We start from the raw sequence: 25,844 nt of genomic DNA on the forward strand, positions 1-25,844 counted from the left end.
TTCGCGGATATTTCCTATGGTTTCATGCACAAGATGTTCTACCTAACCGTATATACAGTCGCTCCTTCGGTCTTCCGTTGCGTTGCCTCTCGGAATAAACGCGCCCACAGGGCGTTCTACTGGCTGTGTCTGCCCCAACTTGAAGCCGAGGCAGGCCGATTATTTGAGATAGAAGCACTTAGGGTAGAGGCGACCATTGGGGCAGAGGCTACCCGGTTCGCGTGCCGAGCGGCCGCCCCGGGCCACCGCGGTTACGGTTCAGGCTCGGTGTGGGTGGTCGGTAACGGCGGCTACAGCTGGACTTCCACTGTCAGCGATATCTATGGCGTATACTTGTACTTCGACGCGACGGGATTCGGCTCAAACTATCCGGTACACCGGGCCAGCGGTCTTCAGCTGCGTTGCCTCTCGGAATAAACAGGACAGCCTCCAACCTCAGCAAAAATAGCCCCTCCATTTTCCCCAAAAACGCTCCGATTTCGGCACGAAAAATGCTACCTTTATTCCCAAACCCACAAACATCATGAAAGCACAACCCGACACCACCGATTACTACGGCCCGATCAGCGTGACGCGTATCAGCCATGCGGCGCTTTATATAGGTTATGAGGATGAGCTAATCGCCGTCGATCCATACGGAGAAGGGGCCGATTATACGAGGCTTCCGAAAGCCACGACGGTTCTCATCACCCACGATCACTATGACCATTACGACCCCGAGGCGCTACGCGCCATCGCGACCGATCAGACCGTCTTTATCGCACCGCCGAAAGCCGCAGAACGGCTGCGGGCCGACGGATTCACCCAACGGATCATCACACTGGCCAACGGCGATACGACAGACTACAACCGCTCGATCCGCATCCGGGCCCTGCCGGCCTACAACATCGTCCGGGAACGGAGACCCGGCGTACCGTTCCACCCGAAAGGGGAGGGAAACGGTTATCTGCTGACCATCGACGGAAAACGGATTTACATCGCCGGCGACACCGAACTGATTCCGGAAATGCGGGAGTTGAACTTTATTTTTATCGCTTTTCTCCCCCTGATGCTGCCCTATACGATGAGCGAAGAGGAGTTTATCGAAGCGGCCAAAATCATCGAACCGGAATACCTCTATCCATATCATTATGAGACGGTGGATCGGAAACGGATCCAGGAACAGCTGGCCGTCGTGCAGGTGCGATAATCACCCCAATACACCCATCGCTTGCCATGAACCGCCTCACCGTCATCCTCTGCGCCGGCGCGACACTTGCGCTCTGCGGCAGTTGCGCCGGTTATCGCTCCGGCCTCCGTCGCCATGATCCGAAATCCGCCGAACTGGCCGACCGGGAGAGTCGCAAAAAATACGATGCCTACCTATTCGACAACGGCCCGGATTATGTTTCGGAAGGTCTGTTTCGAATCGTAGGACGCAACGGACGAATCGGATATGCCGACACGACGGGTCGCGTCGTGATCCGACCGCACTACGAAGCCGCCTATCCGTTTCGGGACGGACACGCTACTGTGGCTCGCCGGGCACGCAAAGTCTGGATCGGCGAGCACTTCTATTGGGAGAGCGACCGATGGAAAGAGATTGACCCCAAAGGCCGAAAAGTCAAAGGGTCGGTCTCTCTTCACCGCAATCAATAACGCCCCTGTCGGATACGGTCGGCCAACCGTGCCAGACCGGCTGCATAGGCCTCCCAATCCGTAATGATTTTGGTCGCGACACCCGATTCGACCGCCGCCTTGGCCACGGCCACCGAGACCGTCACGAGCAGGCGTTGATCCAACGGTTTGGGCAGCAGATAGTCCCGTCCGAAAGCCAGCTCCTCTAAATTATAGGCCTGAAGCACTTCGTCCGTGACCGGCATTTTCGCCAACCCGGCGATCGCTTGTGCCGCCGCTACCTTCATCTCCTCGTTGATAGCCGTGGCTCGTACATCCAACGCCCCGCGAAAGATGTACGGAAAACCGAGCACGTTATTGACCTGATTCGGATAGTCGCTCCGCCCGGTGGCGAAAATCAGGTCGGGACGCGACGCTTTGGCCGCTTCATACGGAATTTCCGGATCGGGATTGGCCAATGCAAAGACAATCGGGTCATCGGCCATCGTCCGCACCATCTCAGCTGTCAGCACCCCTGCTTTGGAGACGCCCAAGAAAAGATCGGCGCCGACCAAAGCTTCGGCCAGCGTATTCACCTCGCGCCGGGTCGCAAACTGTGCCTTTTCGGGCGTCAGGTTCGTTCGTCGCACGCTGATCACTCCTTTGCTGTCGCACATCACCAGATTTTCGGGCCTAACCCCCAGGTGCAAATAGAGCCGCGCACAAGCTGTCGCAGCAGCTCCCGCGCCGTTCACAACGACCTGAATCCGGTCGATGCGTTTCCCCACGATCTCCAAAGCATTGAGCAGGGCGGCCGAAGTAATGATCGCCGTTCCGTGCTGGTCGTCGTGCATCAGCGGCAGGCCGACCTCTTCTTTGAGCCGTCGTTCGATTTCGAAACACTGGGGCGCTTTGATATCCTCCAGGTTGATCCCCCCGAAGGTCGGCGCAATCGCCTTGACGGTCTCCACGAAACGATCCACATCCGTGGTATCGATCTCGATATCATATACATTGATTCCGGCCAGCACCTTGAACAACAGTCCTTTCCCCTCCATCACGGGTTTTGCGGCCGCCGGGCCGATATCGCCGAGTCCCAACACGGCCGTGCCGTTCGAAATCACAGCCACCAGATTGCCTTTGTTGGTATATTCGTAGATTTTCTCCGGATCGTCGTAAATTTCCATACAGGGCACCGCCACGCCCGGGGTATAAGCCATCGAGAGGTCGTGTTGGGTGGTGTAGGGTTTGGTGGGAACAACGCCCAGTTTTCCTTTGGGTTCGGAGCTATGATAGAGCAGCGCTTCTTTATCTTGCTTTTTCATCGGATGAAAGATATGATATTCAGTGGTAAAGTTAGTCAAAAAACGTCATTCGTTGTCCTCTGCAACGAATGATTCGACTCGATTTCCCCAACGTTCCGCCCCGGGTCTCCTCAGCGATGTCTCGGGCATAGTGATCGTGGGCGGTAATGGGTACAGTTGGTCTTCCGCCACAAACGGTATCTACGGCATCCGACTGGATTTCGACATGACGTGGCTCGGACCGAGTCTCGCGTACCGCCGTGTCTACGGTTTTCAGTTGCGCTGCCTCTCGGAATAAACAGAGCAAGCTGCCCCGGGCGTCCGCAACAGTACTTCGGGCATGCTGGAGCTCGTCGGCAGCGGCAGCGCCAGCTGGTCTGCTTCAATTAGCGACACCAACGGCATAAACTTGGGCTTCGGTGTGACGTGGCTCGTTCTCAACGATGCGAATGCTCGTGGCTTCGGTCTTCCGTTGCGTTGCCTCTCGGAATAAACGGGGGCCGAGCAGCACGTAAAACTGGCTATATATAGCCGAACTTTAGCGGGCCGGAGCCAGCGTGGGCCAAACGAGCACCGCGAAGTGGCGGCCCTACGCCGGGGGTGGCTCCAGCCCGCACGGCTCTGCGAGCCGCAGGAGCTCGGCCCAATCCACAACCTACATCTTTCAGGTTCGGCCTTGTCGTCCGAGCGGGTCGAAGCCTGCGGGGCCTAAAACGAGCATAGCGAGTTGCGGGCCTCCGCGGCGGGAAGCTTCGCCCCCCACGACCCTAAAGGGTCGCAAAAGCACTATTTTTTCAGCCGGGTTCGTCCCCGCCCTGTTTGCAGTCGCCGCCAGCGGAGGCGCAACGAGCTCCGTCGAGTTGCAGCCCGCCGCATGGGGTGGCGGCGAACTGCGCGGCTCAAAGAGCCGCAGAAGCCCGCCCTATTCGTCCTCGCCTGAAAGCACAGCCCAAAGCACCGCCCCGTGTCGGCCTCACCAACCCATCGTTCGCGCGCCACCGCCTAAAGAAACCGTACCTCTACCCCCGAAATTGCCCGCAACAAATCCGGATTATCCCCACTTTTTCACAAAATCATCGCACGAATTCCCAATTTGGCCGCTAATTTGATAGACTAATTGATTAACTTACCCCCCTGAACAGATTTATCACCCACCTCAAAAATCCACCTATTTTACTGATCCGCAACGGACTATGGAAATCGTCATTCTTTTCTTACTCCTCCTCCTGAACGGCATTTTCGCCATGTATGAAATCGCGCTGATCTCCAGCAGCCGGGCACGCCTGCAAAGCGAAACGGCCCGAGGAAGCAGACGGGCGGCCAGAACCCTCGAACTGCTGGACGATCCGGAAACCATCCTCTCGACCATCCAAATCGGAATCACCCTGATCGGCATCGTCTCCGGGGCATTCGGCGGCGTCGCCCTGGCCGACGATGTCGAACCGTGGTTCGCCCGGGTCTCCTTTTTAGCCCCCTATGCCCGCGACTTGTCGCTGATTACCGTGGTCGGGTTGATTACCTATTTCTCGTTGATTATCGGCGAATTAGTCCCGAAATCCATCGCGCTGGGCAACCCCGAACGAATCGCCATGATGCTCACCCCCATGATGTGCGGCCTGACACGCATCTCGTATCCGTTCGTCTGGATGTTGAGCGTCTCCACCAAACTGGTCAATAAAATCCTCGGCGTACGAACCAGCAAAGAACGTTCGCTCAACGAGGAGGAGATCAAAATGATTCTCCGGCAAAGCACCGAACAGGGATTGCTGGAAAAAGAGGAGACCGAAATGATTCGCGACGTCTTCCGCTTTACGGACAAACACGCCAAGGAGCTCAAGACGCATCGCAAAGACGTCGTCTATCTCTTCGCCGGGCAGGGCAGGGAAGAGGTCATCGACACGATTTCCGAAGCGCCCCATACGCGCTATCTGCTGTGCGGCGACTCCACTTCGGACATCATCGGTATGGTTTCGGTCAAAGACATCATCGGCCTGCTCCGTCGGAATGCCCGTTTCGACCTGCGCTCGATCGCCGTCGAACCGTTGCTGATTCCGGAAAACCTCTCGGCACAACGCGTGCTCGATCTGTTCAAGCAACACAAATGCAGTTTCGGAGTGGTTATCAGCGAATACGGTGTCGTGGAGGGGGTGATTACACTGAACGACCTGGCGGAAAGCATTCTGGGCGAGATTCCGGATGAAGACGGAACCTGCGACGATCCGGCCTATGTCGTGCAGGAGGACGGTTCCGTGCTGGTAGACGGCACGTACAGTGTGGACGATTTTATGGAAGAGATGGGTATCGTGGCCTGCGACGAGCTACAAAAAGAGAATTTCGATACCCTGAGCGGCCTCTCTATGTTCCTGTTGGGCCGAATTCCGGAGACGGGCGACCGCTTCGATTATCGCCACCTCTCGTTCGAAATCGTACAGATGAATGCGAGCTGCGTGGCCAAACTGCGGGTCACGAATCGGGAAAAGGCGGCAGCGGAAACTGCCGCCGATCGCTAATCCGCTATCGCTTCAACCGTGCCTGAACGTATGCCACGAACTCCTCCGGCTGCGTACAACTGAAGACATACTTCTTCTGTCGTGTCCGAACGAGCACCAAGTGCTTCAGCTCCGTGGCATACATCGTATAACGGCCCAGCGTCTTATTTTTGAATCGACCTAAATAGCCGCCCGCTCCACCGCTCCCGAACGTCCGTATCGAACCGTTGATATAAGATTTCGAAATCGGGGCTACGCTGATCACCTCGCTCAACGGAATCTCCAGCGCGCCGAACAAGCGGCTGACAGCTATCTTTTCCCCGTCTGCCTTCAGACGTATCGGCATATAGCCCAACACCACCAAAAAGGAGACCAGAAAAACGAGAAACAACAGATACTTCAACCAAAGCACCTCTGTCGGCCACCCGAGTGATTCCAAATGGAAGCCCACTCCAACCAAAACAAGCAAAAACACTATAGTCACCGCCCACACTGCGCCGCTCCAATGAAACGGCAACGAGATGTTACGATTTTCCATGGTTTATCCGATTTAATGCTAAAGATGGATCGCCTCGTCGTACGCCGCCGCAGCCGCCTCCATCACCCCCTCCGACATCGTCGGGTGGGCGTGGATCGTGCGGATAACGTCTTCCGCCTTCGCCCCTAAAGTCAATCCTAAGGCCGGCTCGACCACCATCTCCGTGACATTCAGCCCGAACAGGTGCGCCCCCAGCAACCGATCGGTCTCGGCATCGAAAATCAACTTCACCATCCCGTCCCGGTTCCCCGCCGCCGTCGCCTTGCCCGAAGCCGTGTAGGGAAAACGCCCCACACGCACAGTATATCCCCGCTCCGTCGCCTGTGCCTCGGTCAGCCCCACCGACGCGACCTCCGGCGTCGTGTAGATGCACGACGGCACCACGGCATAATCCACCGCCTCCGGTGCAAGACCCGCAATAAACTCCGCACAATGGATCGCCTCGGCCGTCGCCACATGGGCCAATGCCGGCGTCGGTATCAAATCCCCGATGGCATAAACCCCCTCGACCGAAGTCCGATAGTGCTCGTCCACAATGACTTTCCCCCGCTCAATCCGCACCCCCGCCGCCTCCAATCCGATCCCCTCCGTGTTGGCCGCAATCCCCACCGCCGACAGAACCACTTCCGTCTCCAACACCTGCTCGCCCTTCTTCCCCGCCACGCTCACCCGGCACAGCCCGGCCGCTTCGTCCACTGCTACCTGTTTGACTTCCGTCGCAGTCATCACCGCGATTTTCGCCTTGCGGAACGCCCGCTCCAGAAGTTTCGAAATCTCCTCGTCCTCCAACGGCGCCAGGTTCGGCGCGTACTCCACGATCGTCACCTTCGTTCCCAACGTACCGAAAAAAGTAGCGAACTCCGCCCCGATCGCTCCCGAACCGATCACCACCATCGACTCCGGCAGCTCCGTCAAAGTCAAAGCATGACGCGAAGTAATCACCCGTCGTCCGTCCACCGGAATCGACGGAAACTCCCTCGGCCTCGCCCCCGTGGCCAGAATGATATGCCGAGCCTCATAGATGGCCGTAGTCCCGTCCCCCGCCGTCACCGCCACCGTATGCGGCACATCAGTCAGCGAACCCGCCCCGACAATCACCTCCACCTTATTCTTCCTGAGCAGGAAATCGATCCCTTTGCTCATCTGCTCCGCCACGCCCCGACTGCGAGCCACCATCTCCGGCAGATCGGCTTTCATAGCTCCCGCCGCAATATCCACCCCGTACTCCGCCGCATGGGAAGCGTAACGAAAAACCTCCGCACTTTTCAACAGCGCCTTGGTCGGGATACACCCCCAATTGAGACATGTTCCACCCAATTCGGCCCGTTCGACCACCGCCGTCCGCAGCCCCAGCTGCGCACACCGAATCGCTGCCGCATATCCGCCCGGCCCGCTGCCGATCACCATCACGTCGTATGACATCTCCATGCTGTTCGTACTGTATTATTTCGGTAAAATATTCTGTTTCGACCGCGGATTGTAGAGCGGATTGATCTCGAACTTGCGTTTGCGCTTCGGCACCTCGTCCAGATAGTCCGGCCGCCGCTTGTACACCTCGCTGTAGTCGAAATAGTATCCCTTGTTTTTCCGGCCGCCCCGGCTCCCGTCGTCCGGCATGTTGTAGACCGGTGCATACTCCACGTTCCGCGTCAAAATAATGAGCTTCGTGAACCGGGCTCCGATCAGGTTCAGCACATCCTGCGCATCGCGCTGGTAGATCACATACCACGGCGACTCCTCTCGCAGCCCCGTCCCCGTGGAACGGATCGCCTCCAGAATGCCGCGTATTTTGAACATTTGTGCCGCCGCCCGCTCCGGTTCGTCCAGCATCCGGTAGGCGAAAGCCAAAACGTTCAAATCCCGCATGCTGAACGGCTCCTCCCGGAGTATCTCGCGCGCAAACCCCACGATCCGCCGATAGTCTTCCGCCTCCAGCCGCGTCTTCTTGCCGAACGCGCGTTCGAGACTGTCCGCATACGGCGAACTCAACAGCGGTTTGTATCCCCTCTGTTCCGAGTAGCCGTAATAGAGGTATCGGAAATCCTCGACCGTCAGCGTCGTATCGCCCCGCTCGTACCGCCCGAAGAGCCGCGGATAGTAGTACGGCGAAGCGATATCCGCCGTCTCGGCCACAATCCGCCGATAGTCCGGCGCCGCAACCCCTATCGTGTCCGCCTGCTGCGCCTCCGCCGTCCCGAAAACGAACAACAAGAGCCCTGCCCAGAATTTTCGCATACCTCTTTTCTCTTAAGAAAAATCCCCTACAATCCGTACCGGTCGATCTGGGCCTTGATTTTCGCCAACAGCCCCTCACTCGCCGGCACGAGCGGCAACCGCAAGTTATTTCCCATCAGCCCTTTGATCGCCAAAGCCCCCTTGGCCCCCACCGGATTCCCTTCGGCAAAGAGCAAATCGGTCACCTCGTGCAACGTCAGGTTCAGCGGCGCCGCATCCGCGATATTTCCCGCCATCGTCGCATGGATCATGCACGAGAAGGTATCCGGAAAGACATTCGCCGCCACCGAAATTACCCCGTCGCCTCCCATCGCCACCAGCGCCATCGCCAGGTTGTCGTCGCCCGAAAGGACGAAAAAGCCCTCCGGCCGATCGCGCAGGATATAAGCCGCCTGCGACAGGTTCCCCGACGCCTCCTTAACGGCAATCGCCCGCCCCGGAAAAGCATGCGCCAGCTTCAAGGTAGTTTCTGCCGTCATATTGACCCCCGTCCGGCCCGGCACATTATACAAGATGACCGGCAGCGGCGCCGCCTCCAGAATCGCGCTGAAATGGGCATACAGCCCCGCCTGATTCGGTTTGTTGTAGTAAGGCGTCACGGAGAGAATCGCGCTCACCCCCTCCAGGTCGAACGTCTGCATCGTCCGGATCACCTCCGCCGTGTTATTCCCCCCGATCCCCACCACGATCGGCAGATTGCCCGGATTGTGGGCCACGCAGTGCCGCACGACACAGTGCCGCTCCTCCGCCGTCATCGTGGCCGGTTCGCCCGTCGTTCCCAGCACCACCAAATAATCGACCCCGCCCGTCGTCACATGTTCGATCAACGCTGTCAGTGCCGGAAAATCGACCGCTCCGCCTTCGGTAAACGGCGTCACCAATGCGACGCCTACGCCTTTCAATTGAAGTGACATGATATTTCTGAAAAAAAATGGTAATACGGCAAAGTTACGCTTATTCCCCGGGGATTACACCCGACTTCCGGAATTTCAACTAAAAGAGCGTCGTTTGTTGAATTTTTAACATCTCTCCTCCGATCATCTCCATAAACTCCTCCTCCGAAATAATCCGCACCCCGAGCTTCGTCGCCGTCTCCAGCTTTTTCGGCCCGATACCCGAACCGGCCAGCAAATAGTCGGTCGCCTTCGACACGCTGCTCTGATTCGTCCCCCCGTGCAGCTCAATCAACTCCTTCAGCTCCGGTCGCGAATGGAGGTCGAACGTTCCGGAAATCACGATCTTCTTCCCGGCCAGCGCCTCCGACAGTCTGGCCCGCTCCACCGCCTGCAACTGCACCCCGGCCCGCCGCAACCGGTCGATCATCTCGACATTCCGCCGGTCGGCGAAGTAGGCGAGAATGCTGTCCGCGATCTTTCCCCCGACCTCCTCCACCTCCAGCAGCTCCTCGCGCGAAGCGGTCATCAGGGCGTTGATCGAAGGGATCGCCGCCGCCAGCTTCCGGGCCGTCGTCTCGCCCACATACCGGATTCCGATAGCGAACAACACCCGGGCATAAGGCACCTCGACCGATCCGGCGATATTTCCGACGATATTTTCCGCCGACTTCCGCCCCAGGCGCTCCAGCGGCACCAGATGCTCGACCTCCAGGTCGTACAGGTTGGCGATATCGCCCAGCAGTCCGTTGTTGTACAAGAGCTGCACCGTCTCGTCTCCCAGCCCCTCGATATTCATCGCTTTGCGCGAAATGTAGTGTACGATCCGCCCCACGATCTGCGGCGGACATCCCGTGGCGTTCGGACAATAGTGTTTCGCCTCGTCCTCCTCCCTGACCAGCGGCGTCCCGCACTCCGGACAGTGCGTAATGTACCGGAACAGCACGCTCTCCGCCGGCCGCTGCGCCAGATCGACCCCGACGATCTTCGGAATGATCTCGCCCCCCTTTTCGACCCGCACCGCATCGCCCACCCGGATATCCAGCAGTTCGATCTGCTCGGCATTGTGCAGCGACGCCCGCCGAACCGTCGTCCCGGCCAGCCGCACCGGCTCCAGATTGGCCACCGGCGTAATGGCTCCCGTCCGTCCGACCTGAAAATCGACCGACACGAGCCGCGTCACCGCCTGCTCCGCCTTGAACTTATAAGCCACCGCCCACCGCGGCGCCTTGGCCGTCGCCCCCAGGTCGCGCTGCAACCGGGTGCTGTCCACCTTGATCACCGCCCCGTCCGTCTCGTAAGGCAGCTCGTGCCGGGCCTTGTCCCAATGCCGGATGTAGGCCATAATCTCCTCCGCCGACCGGCACAACTGCACTGCCGAAGAGGTCTTGAAGCCCCACTCCCGCAACTTTTGCAACGTTTCGTAATGCGACGCCGCCACCGGTGCATCCGCCTGTACGGCATAGAGCACGGCATCGAGCCCCCGCTTCGCCACGACGGCCGAGTTCTGTTGTTTGAGCGTCCCGGCGGCCGCGTTGCGCGGATTGGCGAACGGCTCCTCGCCGATATCGGCCCGCTCGGCATTGAGCCGCTCGAAACTCTCGTGGGGCATATAAATCTCGCCCCGCACCTCCATATACGCCGGCCATCCGCCGCCCTGCAACGACATCGGGATGCTGCGGATCGTCCGCACGTTGGCCGACACATCGTCGCCCTGCGTCCCGTCGCCCCGCGTCACGGCCCGCACAAACCGCCCGTTTTCATACGTCAGCGAAATCGCCGTCCCGTCGAACTTCAGTTCACAACAGTATGCCGTCGGCACCGCGGTCTCCCTGTCGACCCGCGCGATGAAGTCGCGCACCTCCTCCTCGGAGTAGGTGTTGGCCAGCGACAACATCGGATATCGGTGGGCCACCTGCTGGAACTCCCGGGTCAGGTCGCTCCCCACGCGATGCGTCGGCGAATTAGGATCCGCGAACTCCGGGTGCGCAGCCTCCAGAGCGGCCAGTTCGGCCATCATCCGGTCGTACTCGCGGTCTTCGGCCGCCGGCGCATTCCGTACATAATAATCATAGTTCAGCCGGTCGAGCACCCGACGCAAATGGTCTATTTTTTGCTTCGTATTGTCCATAGGTAGAGAAAAACGGTTTCGTGCAACCGCCCCAAGCGGCTTCCAAAGATATAACAATCGCACGACGAAAGAAAAACAACCGGACTATTCTGCGGTTTTAATTTTTGTTTTATACTTGCAGAAAATTTCCAACGACCAGAGACTACCTGCGAAACACTATGGCTACCAAAGCGGGAAACGCGAAAAAACGCGTGATTATCAGCTATGCGAACCTCGGCTCCGATCAATTGGAGGCTTTCAAAGCGACCTATCCGCACGGATACGGCGAGGCATTGATCCGCATAGACAAGCCGAGCGGCGACTTTTTCTACGTCGTTCCGTTCGAAACCGACGAGATCAGCTACCTGGTGAAAGTCGATGTCAAGATCGACTCCAAACCGGAAGAGGAACTCGAAAAAGATTATTACGAAGACGACAACGACGAAATATCGGGTGCCGAACAGATCGCCGATACGTCGGACGAAGACGATGAATAACAATCGCAAATACAGCAACGGGACGATCACCGTCGTGTGGCAGCCGGCCGAGTGCATCCATGCAGGGGTGTGCTTCCGGTCGTTGCGTCGGGTGTTCGATCCGGTGCGGCGACCGTGGATCGACCTGAGCGCGGCCGAAACCGAAGAGATTATCGACATCGTCGAACGGTGTCCGAGTCAGGCACTGACCTTCTTTTGGAACGATCCGGAACGAACGATAGCAGGAAAGAAACATTCGCACAAGCTGTTCGACACGACGCATTTAGGGCGTCTGTTTTCTGCGCCTGCCGCGGAACAAAAAATCGGCGGAGCGCCCCCTGCTTCGGCAGGAGAGACCACCGTTCTGTTTCGGGAAGGACAGCCGCTGACCATGTCCGGCAATTTCCGGATCATCGACTGGACGGGAAAGGAGATCGGGGAGAGGGGATTGAACAGACGAACTGTTTTTTGTCGATGCGGCCGGTCGGAAAACCAACCCTTCTGCGACGGATCGCACATCGAATCAGGCTTTCGGAAATAACCTCACCGAAAGCCTTTTTTATTTCCTATTATTTTGTTTTCGAAACCCGTTAAGACGTCTTAATCCCCGCCCCGGGCAGCCGCGGCTACGGCGAAGGCGCGTTGTGGGGCGTCAGCAACGACGGGTACAACTGGTCGTTCACGTCTGTTGATTCGGGAAACCACTACCGGAGCTTATATATGGGCTTCGGCGTGGCGTACCTCAATCCCAGCACCGCGCACCACCGCGCCTGCGGTTTTCAGTTGCGTTGCCTCTCGGAATAAACAGAGAAAACCGCCTCGGGCTACCGCAATGACGGTGGGGGCGCACTGTGGCATCTCTGTAATGCCGGATGTAGTTGGTCTTCCACTGTTAGCGGAATTCGCGGATATTTCCTATGGTTTCATGCACAAGATGTTCTACCTAACCGTATATACAGTCGCTCCTTCGGTCTTCCGTTGCGTTGCCTCTCGGAATAAACGGAGCACCTAACCCGACGCAGGAAAACCGACAACCCGCCAAATGCCGAAATTTCCGCCGGAAAGTATTATCTTTGACGACAAACAAAAATCCGATCCATTACCGACCTACGGACAACCCTTTCGCTATGGCCGTCACCAACAACACCATGATCCTGCGGCGCGAACTCCTCACGCGCATCGTCAAACTGCTCCACGCCGGCAGACTGGAAGAAAAGATCGACCGCATCCCCTACGAAATGCGGCCGAAAGGGTACGAAGAGGTCTCCCGTTGCTGCATCTATAAAGACCGCGCCATCCTGAAATACCGCGCCATGGGGATACTCGGCTTCGGCATTGAAGAAGAGGAAGACGAGATGACCCCGCTCGCCGAATACGTCCGGCGCGCGTTCGACCGGAAAGAGATCTCCGAAAATCCGCTGACCGTGATGACCGACGCCTGCTCGGCATGCGTGAAAGTCAACTACGTCGTCACCAACATGTGCCGGGGCTGCGTGGCCCGGCCCTGCGAAGTCAACTGCAACAAAGGAGCCATCCATTTCGCCAACGGACAGGCGCATATCGATCCGACCCAATGCGTCAATTGCGGCCAGTGCATGAAAAACTGCCCGTTCCACGCCATCGTCTACATTCCCGTGCCGTGCGAGGAGTCTTGCCCCGTGGGAGCCATCAGCAAAGACGAACACGGCAAAGAACATATCGACCCGGCGAAATGTATCTATTGCGGACGCTGCCTCTCCGCCTGTCCGTTCGGAGCCGTGGTCGAAAAGTCCCACCTGATCGAACTCTTCAAATCCTTTCAGTCGGATAAACCGACCGTGGCGCTCGTCGCCCCGGCCGTGGCGGGACAATTCAAGACCTCGCTCGCCAATATCATCGGCGCCATCCGAAAACTGGGGTTCGACGACGTGATCGAAGTGGCCAAAGGGGCCGATGTGACAACAGCCAATGAAGCGGCCGAGTTGGCCGAAAAGGTGCTGGACGGCGACCAGGACTTTATGACCACCTCCTGCTGTCCGTCGTATTACATGCTGGCGCACAAACACATGCCGGAGATCGTGCCCTACGTTTCGCACACCCGGAGCCCGATGTACTACACCGCAGAGATTGCCCGGAAGCAGTATCCGGATGCCACGCTGGTCTTTATCGGGCCGTGCGTGGCCAAGCGGAAAGAGGCCTACGCCGATCCGAACGTCGACCTGATGCTGAGTTTCGAAGAGCTCGGCACGATGCTCGTAGCGATGGGCGTCGACACCTTCGCCGACAGCAAAACCGCATTGGACGGCGAAATTCTGGCCAGCAGCCGCGGCTATGCGGCGAGCGAAGGGGTGATGAGCGCGGTGGCGGGAGCCCTGTCCGCAAAGGAGCGCGAACAGATCCGGCCGATCGTCATCAACGGCATCGACAAACAGACCATTCGCGAAATGCGAGGATATGCCAAGAATTGTCCGGGCAATATGGTCGAAGTGATGGCCTGCGAAGGGGGATGCGTCAACGGATGCAACGTCATCGCCAATCCCAAGATCGCCACCCGACAGGTCAAAGAGTTGGCCAAAGAGCAACCCGAAACCAAGTAAACAACGGATACACTACAAGATATGGACTTGAAAGTAAAAGTAACCGACCGGATCTATTGGCTCGGCACCAACGACCGGAGAAAACACCTTTTCGAAAACCTGTGGCCTCTGCCGGACGGGGTGAGCTACAACTCCTATCTGGTTACGGACGAGAAAACCGCCCTGCTCGACACCATCGAGATGGGAACCGGAGGAGATTACGTGGGATGGATCGAGCGGCTCCTGACCGAAGCGGGACGGACAGAGTTGGACTATCTGGTTATCAACCATATGGAGCCCGACCATTCGGGCGAAATCGGAGACATCGTCCGTCGGTGGCCGCAGGTGCGGATCGTGGGAAACTGCAAGACCTTCAAGATTCTGGAAGGCTATTACGGCATCACCGAAAACCTCGTTGAAGTAGGGGAGGGCGATACGCTCGATCTGGGCCATCATAAACTGCAATTCGTGATGACTCCGTGGGTGCACTGGCCGGAGACCATGATGAGCTACGACACCACCGAACACATCCTGTTCTCGGGCGACGCTTTCGGGACGTTCGGGACGTTGGACGGAGCGATTTTCGACGACGAAATTGCCGATTTCGACACCAGATACCTGGGCGAAATGCGGCGATACTACTCCAATATCGTCGGGAAGTACAGCAATATGGTACAGAAGGCATTCGCCAAGCTCGGATCGGTACCAATCGATACCATTTGCCCGCTTCACGGGCCGGTTTGGCGAAGCGAACCGAAAAAAGTGATCGACCTGTACGACCGCTGGAGCCGGTATGAAGCGGAACCGGGAGTCGTGATTATCTACGGCTCGATGTACGGCAACAACGCAGCGACGGCGGATTACATCGCCCGGAAATGCGCGGAAGCGGGGATTCGGGACATCCGCGTGCGGGACGCTTCGAAGACACACCTCTCATACCTGATCGACGACGTATGGCGGTACCGGGGGATCATCCTCGGCAGCTGCGCTTACAATGCCCAAATGTTCCCGACCGTCGAGCGGCTGACCACCGAATTGCTCCACATGGGCGTAAAGAATAAGGCCTTGGGGCTCTTCGGCTCGTACAGCTGGAACGGAGGAGGGGTGAAGAACCTGAAAGTTTTCGCCGAACAAATCGGCTGGCCTTTGGTGGCTGATCCGGTGGATGTGTTCGGCACCCCGACACCGGAAAAACTCGCCGCCTGCGACGCTATCGCACAGGGGATGGCGACTGTATTGAAAAACTGCGACGCACAATAGATGGAAAACCTCGTCGACGGCCGTTGCGGCTGGGCCGGAACAGACCCGCTCTATGTCGAATACCACGACCGGGAGTGGGGACGTCTTGTAACGGACGATCGTACCCTGTTCGAATTTCTGGTACTCGAAAGCGCACAGGCTGGTTTGTCGTGGCTGACCATCCTGCGCAAGCGGGAGGGCTACCGGGAGGCTTTCCACGGCTTCGACGTCGAGCAAATCGCCCGGATGGATCCGGAGACAGAGGTCGAACGCTTGATGCACCACGACGGGATCGTCCGCAACCGGCTGAAAATTCGTCACACCATCGAGAACGCGCGACGGTTCATGGCCATTCAGAAAGAGTTCGGAAGTTTTTACCGGTACATCCTCACCTTCTTCGGTGATCGTCCATTGCCCGTTGTGAACCATTTCGAGACCTTGGCCGAAATTCCCGCCACCTCGCCGGAGTCGGACGCCATGAGCCGGGATATGCGAAAACGAGGCTTCCGTTTCTTCGGCTCCACGATTTGTTATGCCTTTTTACAGGCCACCGGCTTTGTGGACGACCACTTGGAGGGATGCCTCTGTAGAAGCGGCAAAACACGCTAAACAACGATTTTCAAACACACCTATGCAACCGATACCTCTCGCCGCCTCTTACACCGCCACTTTGGTCGTGACCGAGGCGCACAGCGCAGCGGCCTTAGGCTCCGGCGACCTGCCGGTACTGGGGACGCCGGCGATGGCAGCTTTGATGGAGCAGGCGGCCATGCAGGCCATCGCCCCGTTCCTGACCCCTGAAGCGGAAAGCAGCGTGGGCATTTCGTTACAAATCGCCCACAATCGGGCCACAGCCATCGGCGATACGATCACGGCAACCGCCGCCGTCACCCATACGGACGGAAGGCGGATCGACTTCGCCGTCACGGCGCAAGACTCCTCCGGAGCCGTTATCGGCGAGGGAACCCATACCCGTTTTATCGTCGATGTGCAAAAATTTATGGCCCGAATCGGAAAATAATCGTAAATTTGGAGAGATAATTCCAACAGCGCACAATCAACTAATTAAAATCCAACACATAATGAGTGACAAAAAATTTCCGGCCGGTGTGCTCACCGGAGACAAAGTAGGGCAGCTGTTCGCCTATGCCAAAGAAAAAGGCTTTGCCATTCCGGCGGTGAACGTGACCGGGACCGACACCATCAACGCCGTGCTCGAATCGGCTGCGGCAGTCAATTCGCCCGTTATCATCCAGATTTCGAACGGCGGGGCTGCTTTCGTAGCCGGGAAAGGGCTGAAACTCGAAGGCCAGGAGGCACAGGTGCTCGGGGCTATCGCCGCTGCCAAACACGTGCATACGGTAGCCAAGGCTTATGGGATTCCGGTGATTCTCCACACCGACCATGCCGCTAAGAAGCTGCTGCCGTGGATCGACGGCCTGCTGGATGCCAGCGAAAAACACTTCGCGGAGACCGGCACGCCGCTCTTCAGCTCGCACATGCTCGACCTGAGCGAAGAACCGCTGAAAGAGAACCTCGAAATCTGCTCGAAATACCTCACCCGGATGGCCAAGATGGGGATGACCCTCGAAATCGAACTCGGGATCACGGGCGGCGAAGAAGACGGGGTGGACAACTCGCACGTCGACGCTTCGAAACTCTATACCCAGCCGGAAGACGTCTGCCTCGCTTACGAAACCCTGATGAAGATCAGCCCGAACTTTACGATCGCAGCATCGTTTGGGAACGTACACGGGGTTTACAAACCGGGGAACGTAGTGCTGGAACCGAAGATTCTGCGCGACTCGCAGGCCTATATCCACAAAAACCTCCATACGCCGACCGACAAACCGGTGAACTTCGTCTTCCACGGCGGGTCGGGCTCCGAACCGGAAAAAATCGCCGAAGCGATCTCTTACGGGGTTATCAAGATGAACATCGACACCGACACCCAGTGGGCTTTCTGGGACGGGATTCGCCAGTACTACAAGAAGAACGAAGCCTACCTGCAAGGGCAGCTCGGGAATCCGGAAGGCGAAGACAAACCGAACAAGAAATTCTACGATCCGCGCGTTTGGCTGCGGGCCGGCGAAGCCTCGATTATCGAACGCATGAAAATCGCTTTCGATAACCTGAACTGCGTGAACGTGCTGTAATCCATAACTCCGCAAACACACAGGACAATTTCCAGACAAACGGCCCCAATCCCACTGGGGCCGTTTGTTTCATAACCGAAACCAATCGTATTCGACACATACCATGAAAAACGCAGTCGCAATACTCTGTGCCGGCGGCCCTGCACCCGGCATCAATACGGTCATCAGCGCCGTGACGAAAATCTTCAGCCAGAACGGCTATCAGGTGATCGGACTCAACGGCGGCTACAAAAGCCTGGTCAGCGACGAACCCGACTTCGTCTACCTCGACTTCGAAACCGCCGACAACATCTACTGCCGGGGAGGCTCCGCCCTGGTAATGAGCCGCTACAAACCGGCCGACAAGGAGTTCCGCACCGACTTTTTCGAACGGTACAACGTCAAAGTACTCGTCACGATCGGCGGAGACGACACCGCTTCGACCGCCAACCGGCTGACCAAATTTCTGAAAAGCAAAGGTCTGGACGTCTCCAGCATCCACGTACCGAAGACCATCGACAACGACCTGCCCCTGCCGGCCGGCTATCCGACCTTCGGATACAACTCCGCAAAGGAAGAGGGGGTGAAACTGGCCACCACGCTCTACGAAGATGCCAGAACGAGCGGCAACTGGTTCGTCGTCTCCGCCATGGGGCGCGAAGCCGGACACCTGGCCTTCGGGATCGGCTCAGCCTGCCACTATCCGATGATCGTCATCCCCGAAATGTTCAACAAGACCCCGATTACGTTCGACAAGATCGCCCGGTTGGTTATTTCGTCGATGGTGAAACGTCGGCTGATGGGGATTCCTTACGGCGTGGCGGTGATCTCGGAAGGCGTCTTCCACTTCATGAACGACGAAGAGATCATCAACACCGGCGTCCAGTTCACCTACGACGAACACGGACATCCGGAGCTGGGGAACGTCAGCAAGTCGCACATCTTCAACATGCTCGTGCAACAGAAACTCAAGACCTTGCGCATCAAGGTCAAGAGCCGGCCGAATGAGATGGGATATGAACTGCGCTGCTGCCGACCGATCGCCTACGACCTCTCGTATGCTACCCAGCTGGGGTTAGGGGTGTACGAACTCTACAAGGCGGGACACTCGGGTTGTATGGTGACCGTGGGCCGCGACGGCTCGGTCGAACCGCTCTTCATGGACAGCGTGGCGGACAAAGAGGGCAAGATCATGCCCCGTCTGGTGGACGTCGAATCCAGAAAAGTGCAGCAAATCATCCAAAACAACCTGCACTACATCACCCGGGAGGACTACAAAGGGGCATCGAAATATGTCGATGACCCGGAAGAATACGACTTCTACAAGATTCTCGAATGGGAACGATAGCTCAGGCTCGTTTCCGATAGGCTCTCATGCGAGAAAGGGCTGTTTCCATTGAAATGGAAACAGCCCTTTCTCTTTTAATTAAAATTCCCGGCCCCCGCTGCACCTCTCTCACCCCAACCGCCGCACCATCCGTTCGAACACCGCCTCCGGAGCCAAATCATTCATGCAGGCATAATCCCCCCGCCAGCAAACCTTGTGTCCATAAACCGAACACGGGCGGCAATCCAACTCCAGCCCCACCGCATCCTCCATCGCCTGTCCCAATCCCAGAAAACCGGCATACGGATGCGTCGCCCCCCACACCGAAACCACCGGCACCCCCACCAACGACGCCATGTGCATCGCCGACGAGTCCATCGAGACCATCAAATCCAAATTCGCCATCAGATCCATCTCCTCCCACAGCCCGAACCGCCCCACCACCGAAACCGCCCGCCCCGATACGTCCTCAGCCACCGCCAACTCCGCCAGTCTCCGTTCCTCCTCGCCGCCGCCGAAGATAAACATCCGGGCCGACGCCCACCGTTCTCCCACCATCCGCATCACCTCCTGCATCTTCTCCAACGGATAGACCTTTCCCTGGTGTTGCGCAAACGGCGCGATCCCGATCCACACCTCTCCCGCTCCCTTCGAAAAGCCCAAACCCGCCGGCACCGTCCGCTCCCGCCGATAAAAAGAGAGCGCTGCCGGAACCGTCCCCAATTCGAAACCCGCCTCCCGAAAGACATCCGCATAACGGTCGATACTCGTCCGCAACTGCCTCATCACCTTTCCCTTACCCGGCACCGCCGTCAGGTGTTTCTTCTCCACCCGTCCCTTATCGATGTGAAATGTTTTCACCCCCGCCAACCGATAAAATTTCCGCAACAGTTTGGAATAAATCTTATCCTGCAAGTCGATCACCATCTCCACCCCCGGACAACACCTCCGCAACTCTCTGTACAACCGCACCAATCCCTTAATCCCCCGATGCGCCTGCCCCTGATCTATATTTATATTATGGATCGTCAACCGGTCGATTCCGTCGAAGAAAGGTTCGTAGAACCGCCGCGTCAGCAAGACGATCTCCACCTCCGGATACGCCGCCGCCACCTGCGCCAGTACCGGCGCAGTCATCGCCACGTCGCCCATGGCAGAAGAACGAATCACCAATATTTTCTTCGGAGCAGCCTTCACGATCGGGTAGAGGGTCTATTTTTTTGCATACAACACCGGATTCAGCGCCGGATCGTTGTACATCTTCATCTGTTTGTAGAGTTTCATGTATTTCCGCCCGGCCTCGATGTCCGCCAGCAACTCCTCGATCGCCTGCGAGAGGTCTTCCCGCTGCACCCGCAGCACCTCCAGCTTCCGTCCGCAAGCCACCCGGTGTTCCGCCGAAGCCTCCTCGCGCCCCGCCTCCTGCTCCATGTGGTAGATTTTCAACGCCAGAATCGACAAACGATCCACCGCCCACGCCGGTGTCTCGGTATTGATCCGCGCCTCCGCGCCCGGAGTCACCGCCTTGTATCGGTCGAGAAAATAGCTGTCGATATACTCCACCATATCCGTCCGCTCCTGATTCGAGGCGTCGATCCGCCGCTTAATGGTCAGCGCCGTCGCCGGATCGATCTCCGGATCGCGAATGATATCCTCCAGATGCCACTGCACCGTATCGATCCAGTTCTTGGCATACAACAGATGGTCGATCTCTCCCGCCGGATACGGATTTTCGATCGGCGTATCGACCTGATCGCGACGATGATAATCTTCTATGGCCTGTCGGAATATTTCGTTACAGCGTGCCGTAAACATTTTCAAAAACAATTTTCGTTGCGCGGGCAAAGATAAAACAATTTTTGCCGGAAAGCCCCGATTTTCTACATTTGCACCACACATTCCCTCCCTCAGGTTATGAACCGAATCGCCCGTCATCTGCTCCCGCTCCTCGTTTTGTGGCCGGCCGCTGCCTGCGCCCAATACAAAATGAGTACCCAGGAGTATATCGACACCTACAAACAGCTGGCGATCCGGACGATGAAAGAGTACCATATCCCGGCCAGCATCACGATGGCTCAGGGGCTGTTGGAATCGGGCAACGGCGGGAGCCGGCTGGCGGTCGAGGGCAACAACCATTTCGGAATCAAGTGCAAAGGCTCGTGGCGCGGCGAAACGATCCACCACGATGACGACGCGAAAGGGGAGTGTTTCCGGAAATACCGTAACGCGGAGCACTCCTACCGTGACCACTCGAAATTCCTGACCGAATCGCCCCGGTATGCGCGGCTGTTCGAGCTCGACGTGACGGACTACAAGGGTTGGGCTTACGGGTTGAAAGAGGCCGGGTATGCCACGAATCCGAGATACCCGGAGCTGCTGATCGACCTGATCGAGAAAAACCGGCTCTATCTGCTGGATCGTCCGGCCGGCCCGGGCGGGCTGTTCGGACACCGCAAAGAACGACGGGAACCGAGTGGCGATCCCGTCATCGAGGCGCCGCAACAACAGCAGCCGATTCACCGGCATGTCATCGAACAGAACAACAATGTTCGGTACATCGTGTCGGAAGAGGGGGAAAGTTTCGCCTCCATCGCCGAACAGTACAACATGCCGATTCGCCGGTTGCTGCGACTCAACGACCTGAGCAGCGCGTTCCCGCTTCCGGCGGGCACTGCGGTCTACATCAGTCCGAAACGCAAACGGGCGGCGCTGGCCCGAATCCATACGATCGAACAGGGGGATTCGTATCACGCGGTGGCACAACGCTACGGGATCAAGCTCCGCAGTCTCCAGAAGATGAACCCGACGATCCGTCATTTCCCGCCGCGAGTCGGCCAGGAACTCCGCTTACGCTAATTCCTTTTTCTGTGGTATTATTGCTTTGGGCTGGACGGAACCGTACCTTTTCTGAAGAAAAGGTACCCAAAAGACTTTTGCAGAGGTCGTCCCGTTGGGCCGACCACGGGTTCTCTCCGCCTTGTTCGTTGGGCTGTGGTTTTCCGGCGCGGGCGCATTGGGGTAATTCTCGCATTATAGCGCCCCGCCGAGAAAACACAGCCCAACCACTCGGGCAGACACGGCCAGAGCATCCCGCAGGGATGCGCTCGAAAGTTTTTTTGGTTCTTTTTGTTCACAACCGACGCTGCCAGCGAGAGCAATGCAAACAAAGTTTGCGAATTGCCGAGCGGCGAGGAGGAAAACGAGCGCAGCGAAGTTAAAAAGAACAGTACCCTCAAACCCAAACAACGAAATCAAAGCAAAAAGGTTATTTTCCGAAATGGAAGATGACCGTTTGCTTGAGATCCGGATGGAGCGAATTGGCCACCGGGCACTCATGTGCCGCCGCTTCAAGAATCTTCTTCACCTTCGGTTCATAGTCCGACGGGAACGTCAGCTCCACCACAATCTCCACCACCCGCCTCGGAGCCGTACCCATCACCTTCGTAATCTCCACCTCCGTACCGTCGATATCGAAACCGTGCGTACGCGCCGCAATCCCCATAATCGTCAGCATGCAGCTCCCCAGCGAAGTAGCCAGCAAATCCGTCGGTGAGAAAAATTCCCCCTTTCCCTGATTATCCGTCGGTGCATCCGTCGTAATCCGGTTACCCGACTGCAAATGTTCCGCTTCGGTGCGCAACCCGCCCAGATAGCGGGTATGTACAGTAACTGCCATAATCCTTTGATTTTTTAGAGTTGAACACCCCAAAGATACGGCATATTTTCGTACCTTTGCAACCCTTTTCCTCACCGATCCCATGACACCCTATACCCACAAAACCATTTGGCACATCGCCTTTCCGATCCTCCTCAGCCTGCTGATGGAGCACCTGATCGGGCTGACCGACACCGCCTTCCTGGGGCGGCTCGGCGGTCATGCCGGCGAGATCGCCCTCGGCGCTTCCGCCCTGGGAGGCGTCTACTATATCGCCGTCTTCATGCTCGGATTCGGGTTCAGCGTCGGCGCCCAAATCCTGATGGCCCGCCGGAACGGAGAAGAACGCTACCGCGAGATCGGTCCGATTTTTCAGCAGAGCGCCGTTTTCCTGCTCTTTCTGGCCACCCTCGTCTATCTCTTCTCCCGCTTCTGCGCCCCCCGGCTGCTGAGCCGGCTCATCACCTCGGAAGAGATTTACCACGCCACGCTGGAGTACCTGAACTGGCGGATATACGGCTTCTTTTTCATCTTCCTCGCCGTTATTTTCCGCGCCTTTTATGTCGGGATTACGCGGACGAAGATTCTGACCGCCAACTCCATCGTTATGGTGCTCAGCAACGTCGTCCTGAACTACGGCCTGATCTTCGGACGCTTCGGACTGCCCGCTTTGGGCATCGCCGGGGCCGCCATCGCCTCCTCCGTGGCCGAATTAGTATCGTTAGTATTCTTCGCCGTCTACACCTCGACCCGAATCGACTGGCGGCGATACGACCTCTTCCGACGCGTGCGGTTCCGGTTTCGGGAGCTGGGGCACATCCTGAACCTCTCGGCCTGGACGATGGTGCAACAATTCGTCGCCGTCAGCACCTGGTTCATGTTCTTCGTCGCCGTCGAACACCTCGGCGAACGACCGCTGGCCGTGACCAATATCGTGCGGAGCATCTCCTCGCTGCTCTTCATCATCGCCAGCTCGTTCGCCACCACCTCCAGCTCGCTGGTCAGCAACATGATCGGCGCCGAGCAGAGCCGCGACGTCATGTCCACCGTCTGGCGCATCGTGCGGATGTGCTACTGGATCATCCTGCCCCTGATGACGATCATCCTGATCTGGCCGCAGTTCGTGCTGCGCATCTACACCGACAACCTGCCCCTGATCGCCGCTTCGGTGCCCGCCCTGACCGTCATGACCACCGCCTATCTGTTCCAGACCGCCGCCTTCATCTGGTTCAACACCGTTTCGGGAACCGGGAACACCCGCGCCGCCTTTACGCTGGAGATGATCGCCATCGTGACCTATGCGCTCTACGTCTACCTCGTCGTGATCCGCCTGCGGGCCGACGTGGCCTGGTGCTGGACGACCGAACACGTCTACGGCCTCGTGATGTTCTCGCTGGCCTACCTCTATATGCGGAAAGCCGACTGGCGTAGCAAACGAATCTAACAATCCGACCACACGCCCATGAACATTACCTTCGCCACCTTTCTGTGCAGCAGCCAGAAAGTCTCGCAATGTCCGCCGGACGACCGTCCCGAATTCGCCTTTATCGGCCGTTCGAACGTCGGCAAATCGTCGCTTATCAACATGCTGACCGGTCGTCCCGGGCTGGCGAAGGTCTCCGGCACGCCCGGCAAGACCCGGCTGATCAACCATTTCGTCATCGACGACCGCTGGGCACTGGTCGACCTGCCCGGCTACGGCTATGCCAAAGTCTCGCGGCAGGAACGGAGCGGTTTCTCGTCGCTCATCACCGGCTACATCCTAAACCGCCGACAACTCTACTACCTCTTCGTGCTGGTCGATGCGCGCCACGAGCCGCAACGGATCGACCTCGAATTCATCCGTTTTCTCGGCACCCACGGCGTACCGTTCGGCATCGTCTTCACCAAGGCCGACAAACTCTCCCAGAGCCAGCTGCACCGCAATATCGAAGCCTACAAACAGCGATTGGGCGAAGAGTGGGAAGAGCTTCCCCAGCTCTTCGTCACCTCGTCGGAGAAGGGGAGGGGACGTGACGAAATTCTGGATTTTATTGAAAATTGTTTAGCCGGAAGCTGAAAAAAAAGAGTACCTTTGCCGCAAATCGGAAACAACTTTACACATCACACTTTATCCGCATCGCACACGATCATGAGCGAATCCTCCAAAATCAAATTCTTCGCTTGCCGGAACTCGCGCTATCTGGCCGAAAAAATCGCGAAACACCATGGATCGGAACTCGGCAACTCCGTCGTGCTAGAATTCAGCGACGGCGAATTTCAACCGGCCTATGACGAAAGTATTCGCGGGTGCACCGTCTTCGTCGTCTGCTCGACCTTTCCGCCGGCGGATAATATGATGGAGCTGTTGCTGATGGTGGACGCGGCGAAACGGGCTTCGGCGAAACGGGTGGTGGCTATCATGCCTTACTTCGGATGGGCGCGGCAGGATCGGAAAGACCGTCCGCGGGTCTCGATCGGGGCTAAGCTGGTGGCCAACCTGCTGCATGCGGCGGGGGTCGACCGGATTATGACGATGGACTTGCATGCCGACCAGATTCAGGGTTTCTTCGATGTACCGGTGGATCACCTGTATGCCAGCGGGGTCTTCGTGCCGTATATCAAGAGCCTCTGTATCGAAAACCTGACGGTGGCGACGCCGGATATCGGGGGATCGAAGCGGGCGAACGCTTATGCACAATACTTGGGCGCTCCGATGGTGATCTGCCACAAGCACCGGTCGAAACCGAACGTGGTCAGCGAGATGACGGCGATCGGAGAGGTGAAGGGGCGGAATGTCATTCTGTTCGACGATATGATCGATACGGCGGGGACGATTACCAAAGCGGCGGATATGATGAAGAATATGGGCGCTCTTTCGGTGCGGGCGGTGGTGACCCATCCGGTTCTCTCGGGGCCGGCTTATGAACGGATTGCGGAGAGTGCGCTGGATGAGATTATTACGACGGACACTATTCCGCTGAAAGAGGGAAAAGATATCTCGAAGTTCAAGGTTTTGACGGTGGCGGATATCTTTGCCGATGTGGTGGAACGGGTGTATAACTACAAGGAGATCAGTTCGATGTTTATTTTCTAAACATCCGGTATTTGGTTTAATTGTACCTACTCGGCTGGAACTGCCGCTTTTTGGAAAAAGCGGCACCAAAAACTTTTATGATAGCTACGCTACTCCTTACGCTCCGCAGTCCTCAGTCTTCGTGAGTCTGTCGGGCTGGGTTTTCTCGGCGGGGCGCTATAATGCGAGTATTACCCCAATGCGCCCCCGCCGGAAAACCACAGCCCAACGAAACAA

The 25,844-nt window shown here is 57.5% G+C and carries 27 protein-coding genes and 1 pseudogene; 19 read left to right on the forward strand and 9 right to left on the reverse strand.

The window, feature by feature from the left end; genetic code table 11:
- The first annotated feature begins 267 nt into the window (after positions 1-267).
- The 3 genes from ACTO3O_RS08060 to ACTO3O_RS08070 all read left to right on the forward strand — a co-directional run bounded on the left by ACTO3O_RS08060 (position 268) and on the right by ACTO3O_RS08070 (position 1,638).
- A complete protein-coding gene (locus tag ACTO3O_RS08060; RefSeq protein ID WP_297830461.1) occupies positions 268-417 on the forward strand; it encodes a hypothetical protein in 150 nt (49 codons plus the stop codon).
- Between the two features lie 106 nt (positions 418-523).
- Complete coding sequence (locus ACTO3O_RS08065) at positions 524-1,189, forward strand: MBL fold metallo-hydrolase (protein WP_297830460.1); 666 nt, start codon at positions 524-526, stop codon at positions 1,187-1,189.
- Between the two features lie 26 nt (positions 1,190-1,215).
- Positions 1,216-1,638 carry a WG repeat-containing protein gene (locus ACTO3O_RS08070; RefSeq protein WP_297830459.1) on the forward strand — a complete coding sequence of 141 codons (423 nt, stop codon included), beginning with the start codon at positions 1,216-1,218 and terminating at the stop codon, positions 1,636-1,638.
- A gap of 23 nt (positions 1,639-1,661) precedes the next feature.
- Here the strand turns inward: ACTO3O_RS08070 and ACTO3O_RS08075 are convergent.
- Positions 1,662-2,921, reverse strand: a pseudogene (locus tag ACTO3O_RS08075) (malic enzyme-like NAD(P)-binding protein); the annotation flags it as partial.
- 52 nt (positions 2,922-2,973) lie between these two features.
- Between ACTO3O_RS08075 and ACTO3O_RS08080 the strand changes: the two are divergent.
- From ACTO3O_RS08080 to ACTO3O_RS08090, 3 genes are all read left to right on the forward strand, one after another.
- Complete coding sequence (locus tag ACTO3O_RS08080; RefSeq protein ID WP_298080590.1) at positions 2,974-3,198, forward strand: hypothetical protein; 225 nt, start codon at positions 2,974-2,976, stop codon at positions 3,196-3,198.
- Between the two features lie 42 nt (positions 3,199-3,240).
- A complete protein-coding gene (locus tag ACTO3O_RS08085; protein ID WP_294591330.1) occupies positions 3,241-3,393 on the forward strand; it encodes a hypothetical protein in 153 nt (50 codons plus the stop codon).
- Between the two features lie 700 nt (positions 3,394-4,093).
- A complete protein-coding gene (locus ACTO3O_RS08090) occupies positions 4,094-5,410 on the forward strand; it encodes a hemolysin family protein (RefSeq protein ID WP_297830456.1) in 1,317 nt (438 codons plus the stop codon).
- A gap of 4 nt (positions 5,411-5,414) precedes the next feature.
- Here the strand turns inward: ACTO3O_RS08090 and ACTO3O_RS08095 are convergent, their stop codons facing one another.
- From ACTO3O_RS08095 to ligA, 5 genes are all read right to left on the reverse strand, one after another.
- A complete protein-coding gene (locus ACTO3O_RS08095; protein ID WP_297830455.1) occupies positions 5,415-5,801 on the reverse strand; it encodes a PH domain-containing protein in 387 nt (128 codons plus the stop codon).
- Positions 5,802-5,945: 144 nt separating this feature from the next.
- On the reverse strand, positions 5,946-7,349 hold the full coding sequence (lpdA, locus tag ACTO3O_RS08100) for a dihydrolipoyl dehydrogenase (protein ID WP_297830462.1): 1,404 nt from the start codon (positions 7,347-7,349) through the stop codon (positions 5,946-5,948).
- 21 nt (positions 7,350-7,370) lie between these two features.
- Positions 7,371-8,162, reverse strand: a complete 792-nt coding sequence (locus ACTO3O_RS08105) for a DUF4919 domain-containing protein (protein WP_297830454.1) — start codon at positions 8,160-8,162, stop codon at positions 7,371-7,373.
- A gap of 26 nt (positions 8,163-8,188) precedes the next feature.
- Positions 8,189-9,076 (reverse strand): 4-hydroxy-tetrahydrodipicolinate synthase, encoded by an 888-nt coding sequence (gene dapA, locus ACTO3O_RS08110; RefSeq protein ID WP_297830453.1) that lies wholly within the window; start codon positions 9,074-9,076, stop codon positions 8,189-8,191.
- 79 nt (positions 9,077-9,155) lie between these two features.
- A complete protein-coding gene (ligA, locus tag ACTO3O_RS08115; protein ID WP_297830452.1) occupies positions 9,156-11,186 on the reverse strand; it encodes an NAD-dependent DNA ligase LigA in 2,031 nt (676 codons plus the stop codon).
- Between the two features lie 158 nt (positions 11,187-11,344).
- On the opposite strand from ligA, the gene ACTO3O_RS08120 reads away from it, so the two are divergent.
- The 9 genes from ACTO3O_RS08120 to ACTO3O_RS08160 all read left to right on the forward strand — a co-directional run bounded on the left by ACTO3O_RS08120 (position 11,345) and on the right by ACTO3O_RS08160 (position 18,918).
- Entirely contained in the window at positions 11,345-11,662 is a 318-nt protein-coding gene (locus ACTO3O_RS08120; RefSeq protein ID WP_294592947.1) for a hypothetical protein, read from the forward strand.
- Positions 11,655-12,182, forward strand: coding sequence for a (4Fe-4S)-binding protein (locus ACTO3O_RS08125; protein WP_297830451.1), 528 nt, complete (start codon positions 11,655-11,657; stop codon positions 12,180-12,182). The genes ACTO3O_RS08120 and ACTO3O_RS08125 overlap by 8 nt, the downstream gene beginning before the upstream one ends.
- A gap of 101 nt (positions 12,183-12,283) precedes the next feature.
- Positions 12,284-12,445, forward strand: coding sequence for an ARID/BRIGHT DNA-binding domain-containing protein (locus ACTO3O_RS08130; protein WP_297830449.1), 162 nt, complete (start codon positions 12,284-12,286; stop codon positions 12,443-12,445).
- A gap of 269 nt (positions 12,446-12,714) precedes the next feature.
- On the forward strand, positions 12,715-14,217 hold the full coding sequence (locus ACTO3O_RS08135; RefSeq protein WP_482596685.1) for a monomeric [FeFe] hydrogenase: 1,503 nt from the start codon (positions 12,715-12,717) through the stop codon (positions 14,215-14,217).
- A gap of 21 nt (positions 14,218-14,238) precedes the next feature.
- Positions 14,239-15,456, forward strand: a complete 1,218-nt coding sequence (locus ACTO3O_RS08140; RefSeq protein ID WP_297830446.1) for an FprA family A-type flavoprotein — start codon at positions 14,239-14,241, stop codon at positions 15,454-15,456.
- Complete coding sequence (locus tag ACTO3O_RS08145; protein WP_294592934.1) at positions 15,457-16,044, forward strand: DNA-3-methyladenine glycosylase I; 588 nt, start codon at positions 15,457-15,459, stop codon at positions 16,042-16,044.
- Between the two features lie 22 nt (positions 16,045-16,066).
- Positions 16,067-16,456 (forward strand): thioesterase family protein, encoded by a 390-nt coding sequence (locus ACTO3O_RS08150; protein ID WP_297830444.1) that lies wholly within the window; start codon positions 16,067-16,069, stop codon positions 16,454-16,456.
- A gap of 61 nt (positions 16,457-16,517) precedes the next feature.
- Positions 16,518-17,591 (forward strand): class II fructose-bisphosphate aldolase, encoded by a 1,074-nt coding sequence (fbaA, locus tag ACTO3O_RS08155; protein WP_297625756.1) that lies wholly within the window; start codon positions 16,518-16,520, stop codon positions 17,589-17,591.
- 103 nt (positions 17,592-17,694) lie between these two features.
- Positions 17,695-18,918: a 6-phosphofructokinase gene (locus tag ACTO3O_RS08160; RefSeq protein WP_297625753.1), complete on the forward strand. Its 1,224-nt coding sequence runs from the start codon at positions 17,695-17,697 to the stop codon at positions 18,916-18,918.
- A 108-nt stretch (positions 18,919-19,026) separates the two neighbouring features.
- Here ACTO3O_RS08160 and ACTO3O_RS08165 read toward each other — a convergent pair whose 3' ends face one another.
- Both ACTO3O_RS08165 and ACTO3O_RS08170 read right to left on the reverse strand, forming a co-directional pair.
- Entirely contained in the window at positions 19,027-20,067 is a 1,041-nt protein-coding gene (locus ACTO3O_RS08165; protein ID WP_298080599.1) for a glycosyltransferase family 9 protein, read from the reverse strand.
- Between the two features lie 42 nt (positions 20,068-20,109).
- Positions 20,110-20,712 (reverse strand): DUF4254 domain-containing protein, encoded by a 603-nt coding sequence (locus tag ACTO3O_RS08170; protein ID WP_297830440.1) that lies wholly within the window; start codon positions 20,710-20,712, stop codon positions 20,110-20,112.
- A 171-nt stretch (positions 20,713-20,883) separates the two neighbouring features.
- On the opposite strand from ACTO3O_RS08170, the gene ACTO3O_RS08175 reads away from it, so the two are divergent.
- Positions 20,884-21,753 (forward strand): glucosaminidase domain-containing protein, encoded by an 870-nt coding sequence (locus ACTO3O_RS08175; protein WP_297625744.1) that lies wholly within the window; start codon positions 20,884-20,886, stop codon positions 21,751-21,753.
- A 409-nt stretch (positions 21,754-22,162) separates the two neighbouring features.
- Here ACTO3O_RS08175 and ACTO3O_RS08180 read toward each other — a convergent pair whose 3' ends face one another.
- On the reverse strand, positions 22,163-22,573 hold the full coding sequence (locus ACTO3O_RS08180; RefSeq protein ID WP_294594672.1) for an OsmC family protein: 411 nt from the start codon (positions 22,571-22,573) through the stop codon (positions 22,163-22,165).
- Positions 22,574-22,655: 82 nt separating this feature from the next.
- On the opposite strand from ACTO3O_RS08180, the gene ACTO3O_RS08185 reads away from it, so the two are divergent.
- The 3 genes from ACTO3O_RS08185 to ACTO3O_RS08195 all read left to right on the forward strand — a co-directional run bounded on the left by ACTO3O_RS08185 (position 22,656) and on the right by ACTO3O_RS08195 (position 25,628).
- The gene (locus tag ACTO3O_RS08185; RefSeq protein ID WP_297829548.1) at positions 22,656-23,996 is read left to right on the forward strand and encodes an MATE family efflux transporter; all 1,341 of its coding nucleotides are present in this window, start codon (positions 22,656-22,658) and stop codon (positions 23,994-23,996) included.
- An 18-nt stretch (positions 23,997-24,014) separates the two neighbouring features.
- A complete protein-coding gene (gene yihA, locus ACTO3O_RS08190) occupies positions 24,015-24,611 on the forward strand; it encodes a ribosome biogenesis GTP-binding protein YihA/YsxC (RefSeq protein WP_297829544.1) in 597 nt (198 codons plus the stop codon).
- A 72-nt stretch (positions 24,612-24,683) separates the two neighbouring features.
- Entirely contained in the window at positions 24,684-25,628 is a 945-nt protein-coding gene (locus tag ACTO3O_RS08195) for a ribose-phosphate pyrophosphokinase (protein WP_294594677.1), read from the forward strand.
- Positions 25,629-25,844: the final 216 nt, after the last annotated feature.

The organism is Rikenella sp., from assembly GCF_056799795.1.